This window comes from bacterium (genome assembly GCA_026398675.1).
Lineage (GTDB): Bacteria > RBG-13-66-14 > RBG-13-66-14 > RBG-13-66-14 > RBG-13-66-14 > RBG-13-66-14.
The window spans coordinates 1-3973 of sequence record JAPLSK010000111.1 but is presented as its reverse complement, the minus strand read 5'-3'; the positions used below and the strand labels follow the sequence as shown (position 1 = coordinate 3973).

At 68.3% G+C, this 3973-nt stretch carries 2 protein-coding genes; one reads left to right on the top strand and one right to left on the bottom strand.

What is annotated here, in order from left to right; translation table 11 throughout:
• Positions 1-221: 221 nt before the first annotated feature.
• On the bottom strand, positions 222-1064 hold the full coding sequence (locus tag NTW26_02505; GenBank protein MCX7021144.1) for an RnfABCDGE type electron transport complex subunit B: 843 nt from the start codon (positions 1062-1064) through the stop codon (positions 222-224).
• 224 nt (positions 1065-1288) lie between these two features.
• Here NTW26_02505 and NTW26_02500 point away from each other — a divergent pair.
• Positions 1289-3973 (top strand): hypothetical protein (locus tag NTW26_02500; protein MCX7021143.1); only part of this gene is annotated, 2685 nt, incomplete at its 3' end.

Genomic DNA, 3973 nt, shown 5'->3' with positions numbered 1-3973 from the left:
CCCTCACCCTTAATCCCTCTCCCACCGGGAGAGGGAACCCGCCGCACCCCCCACCCCCACCCCCGGCGGCGCGCCGCCCCCACGGGGTGGGGGGGGCGGCGGGCGACCGTGGACGGTCGCCCCTACGGGTGGGGTTCGCGGTGTATAGACGTAGGGGCGGGTATCCTGACTTAACTAAAAAAACCTCACCCTTGGGTGAGGTGTTGATTAACCGACAGACGCTACGAGGCCTTGGGGATCTCCGCCGCCGCGGCGGGCAGCCGCCGGACGAAGCTCGACTGCGGGCAGGCCCGCAGGGCGTCGGCGAAATCGTGCCCCGCGTGGTCGAAGTCCAGCACCGGCAGGGCGTCGTCCATCTCAATCCCGCCCTTGGGATTGCCCTTCTCCTTGGCGCAGATGGAGCAGCCGATGCAGCCCACCCGGCAGGCGTCCTTGACCGCTTTGCCCCGGCCGCGGTTGACGCAGCCCAGGTAAACCGGCTCGTCGGCGGGGATGAGCGCGATGATGCTGCGGGGGCAGGCGCGCGCACAGGCCCCGCAGGCGGTGCATTTTTCCTCGACCACCACCGGCAGGCCGGCGGCGCTCATGAAGAGCGCGTCGAAGGGGCACGCCTCCACGCAGTCGCCGAAGCCCAGGCAGCCGTATGTGCAGGCCTTGTGGCCCGAATCCAGGTTCACCGCAACCGAGCACCGCGGCACGCCGTAGTAAGTGTAAGCGTCCACGGCGCGGTCGTGGTCGCCCTGGCAGCGGACGACGGCCATCATCTTCCGCGTCCCTTCCGCGGTGACGCCCATGATTTTGGAGATTATCGCGACCACGGGGTCGCCGCCCGGGGTGCAGCCGGTCACCGGGGTCTTGCCGGTGGCCACCGCTTCGGCGTAGCCGGAGCAGCCGGGGAATCCGCAGGCGCCGCAGTTGGCGCCGGGCAGGTTGTCCTGGATCTCGGCCACCTTGGGGTCAACCTCGATGCCGAACTTCTTGGCCACCACGGCCAGGGCGATGCCGAACAAAAGCCCCAGGGCGCCCAGGCAGCAGACGGCGTAGATGAGGGCGGTCAGGTCCATCTTTCCTCGCGGTGTACGGGTTCGAGTGGGCGATGAACTCGTTGGATTTACCTTCGGGCGCAGATTATAAAGTTCCCCGGGGGGGCAGTCAACCCCGCGGATTTACCTTCGGGCGCAGATATTCCCTTCGGGCGCGGATTGCCACCCGCCCGGCGTCATGGTACGCTTGTACGAACGCGCCGGAGGCCGCGACCCCGCCGCGGTGAAAGCAAAATACGCAACCGATGACCCCAAAAAACGCCAAACCCAGCGCCAAAGGGGACTCCGGCGCCCGAAACGGGCGGTGGCCCCGCTGGCTCTCCGTCGGCCTGAAGGTCCTGTCATGGACCATCGGGTCGGCGCTGGGGCTGGTCGTCGTCGTCCTCATCGTTCTCCAGACCCCCTTCGTCAAGCGCTGGATTGTCCGGACCGTGGAGAAAGCCCTCAGCGAGGAGTACAACGCGGACTTTTCCATCGGAGGCCTGGAGGGGGTGCTCTTGACCGGCGCCACGGTGCGCGACGTGACCATCTCCAACCCGCCCGGTTGCAAGGCGCCTTACTTCGTCGTGGTAAAAGAAACGGATGTGGAGTACAACCCCTTCGAGATGCTCGCCGGCGAGGTGCGGCTCCGGGTGGCCAGGGTGACGGACGCCGAGGTCGTGCTGGAAGAGATGCCGGGCGACCGGCTGAACGTGACGGAGATTTTCAGAAGGCGGGGCGAGAAGACGGCGGCGGCGGCGCCCCTGGTCGTTGACGACGTGAGGCTGGTGAACGCCGGATTCCGCTTCGACTTCCTCGACGAGGGGCAGTCGGACTTGGAGTGCGACAGCCTCTCGGGGCGGGTGTCCCTCGACCTGGACGCGGGGGACGTGGGCTTACAAGGCATCGACATAAGCGGCAGGACCAGCCTGTACCGGGGCGGGACCTTCCGGGTCTACGGCGGGATGAAGGTCATCCAGGACGGTCCCATCCGGTTCGACGGCGTGACCCTCGTCACCTCCTCCTCGATGGTTTACGTGGCGGGCGAGATGGAGCCGGCGACGGACCGGCTGGACTTCGACGTCTACTCGCCCCACTTCTCCCTGTCCGAGCTCCGGAGCGTGGGTCTCGGGGATCTCGCCCCGGCCGGCGACACCGAGTTCACCTGCCGTCTAGAGGGCACTTTCGCCGATCCCCGGGCCCGGTTCACGCTGAAGGCGCGGAACCCCTCCGTCGGTGGGTGCCTCCTCGACGGATTGGAGCTCGGGGGAAGTTACGCGGACGGGCGGCTCGCGCTGGAAAAGGTCCGCCTGAGTCGAGGCGGCGGCCGGGCCTCCGGCTCCGCAACGGTGGACTTTTCCGGGGAGAGGCCGACCGTCGAGGCCGCGCTGGATTTCTACGGTCTGGACCCCGCCGAGCTGGCGCCCCTGACGCTGGCCCAATGGCCCGGCGACTTCAACGGCCGGTTCACCGTCCACGGGGGTGACGATGCCGTGGACGGCATCACCGCCAAGGTCGTCCTCTTCCCCAGCCGGCTCAGGGGGGTGCGCATCAACGGGCTCCATCTGGCCGGTCACGGCACCCCGGACGACTTCGTCGTCACCGAGGGGCTCTTGAGCATAGGCGGCGCGCGGATAAACGGCCGCGGGCGCATCACCTCCTCGGGGCTGGCCTTCACCGTTGACGGCCGCGGGGTGCCCCTGGACCGATTGGCCGGGCTGGTCGGAGAGCCCGACCTGGCGGGGACGCTCGACTTCCGCGCCGCCCTGGAGGGCACATTATCCGACCTGGCCACCCGCGTCGAGCTCTTCCTCACCCACGGCTCCTGCGCCGGATTCACCGTCGGAGAGGCCCGACTTTCGGGCAACCTCCACCTGACCTCGGTCGAGGGGGAGGTAAGGCTGAGCGACCTCCTCTTCGAGCTGGACGCCCGCGACGCCGGGTACGGCGAGAACCGGGTGGAGCAGGGGTGGGTCGGCGGTACGCTGTCCCTCACCGACCGGCCCGCGTTCAGGGGCGAGCTGCGCCTGGCGGGCATCACGGCCGGCGGGAGAACCTTCGAGGAGCTGGAGGGGCGTCTGAGCTTTGCCGGCGATACCGGCGAGATCGAGCAGCTCTACCTCGTCGTGGATCCGGAGACGTCCCTCTTCTACCGGGGCGGCTTCCGGCTCCTCGGGCCCGGTCCCCCCGGGACCGACATCCTCTTCTCCACGGACCTCCTCCACGTCGTGTACCACGACTTCGATATCCTGAACGCCCACCCCTTCGTCACGGAGCTGACCGGGGACTGGGTGAGGGTGGAGGACGTGGAACTGGTGACCGCCGCCGGCTCCGTCTCGCTGGGGGGGACGTACTCCTTCGATGACGAGGAGCTCTCCGCGCGGCTCCGCGCCCCCGAGGTGGACCTGGGAGCCCTCTCGTCCGCGCTGGGCCTCTCCGAAAATCCAATCTCCGGCCTGGCCCGGCTGAACCTGGAGGTTTCCGGCCGGCTCGTGGAACCCCAGGTGAATCTCGAGCTCAGCCTGGCGGGCGTCTCCTGCGAGGGGTACCATCTGCAGAACCTGGCGCTGGGGCTCGTCATTCGCCCCGGCGTGAACTTTGTCGAGCTGGTGGACGCCCTCGCCGGCGTGAAGCCCCTGCCCCCCGGCGACTCCGAGGCGAAACTGGGAACCCTGACCCTCACCGCCCGGAATATCGGCACCGATGATTTCGAGGTGGATGACATCCATCTCGATGCCGAGTTCACCGGGGAGGAGGTCCGCCTCGTCGGTCTGGACGCCTCGCTTGTGGGCGGCTCGATGGACGCCGTGGGCCGTCTCGGTCTCACCTCCCTCGAAAGGCCGCTGGAGCTCTACTTCGGCGCGTACGACTTCCCCCTGGACGACCTGCCTTTTATGCAAGACACGGTGGACGTGGAGGACGGCCACCTGTCGGCGCAGGGGCTGGTCTCC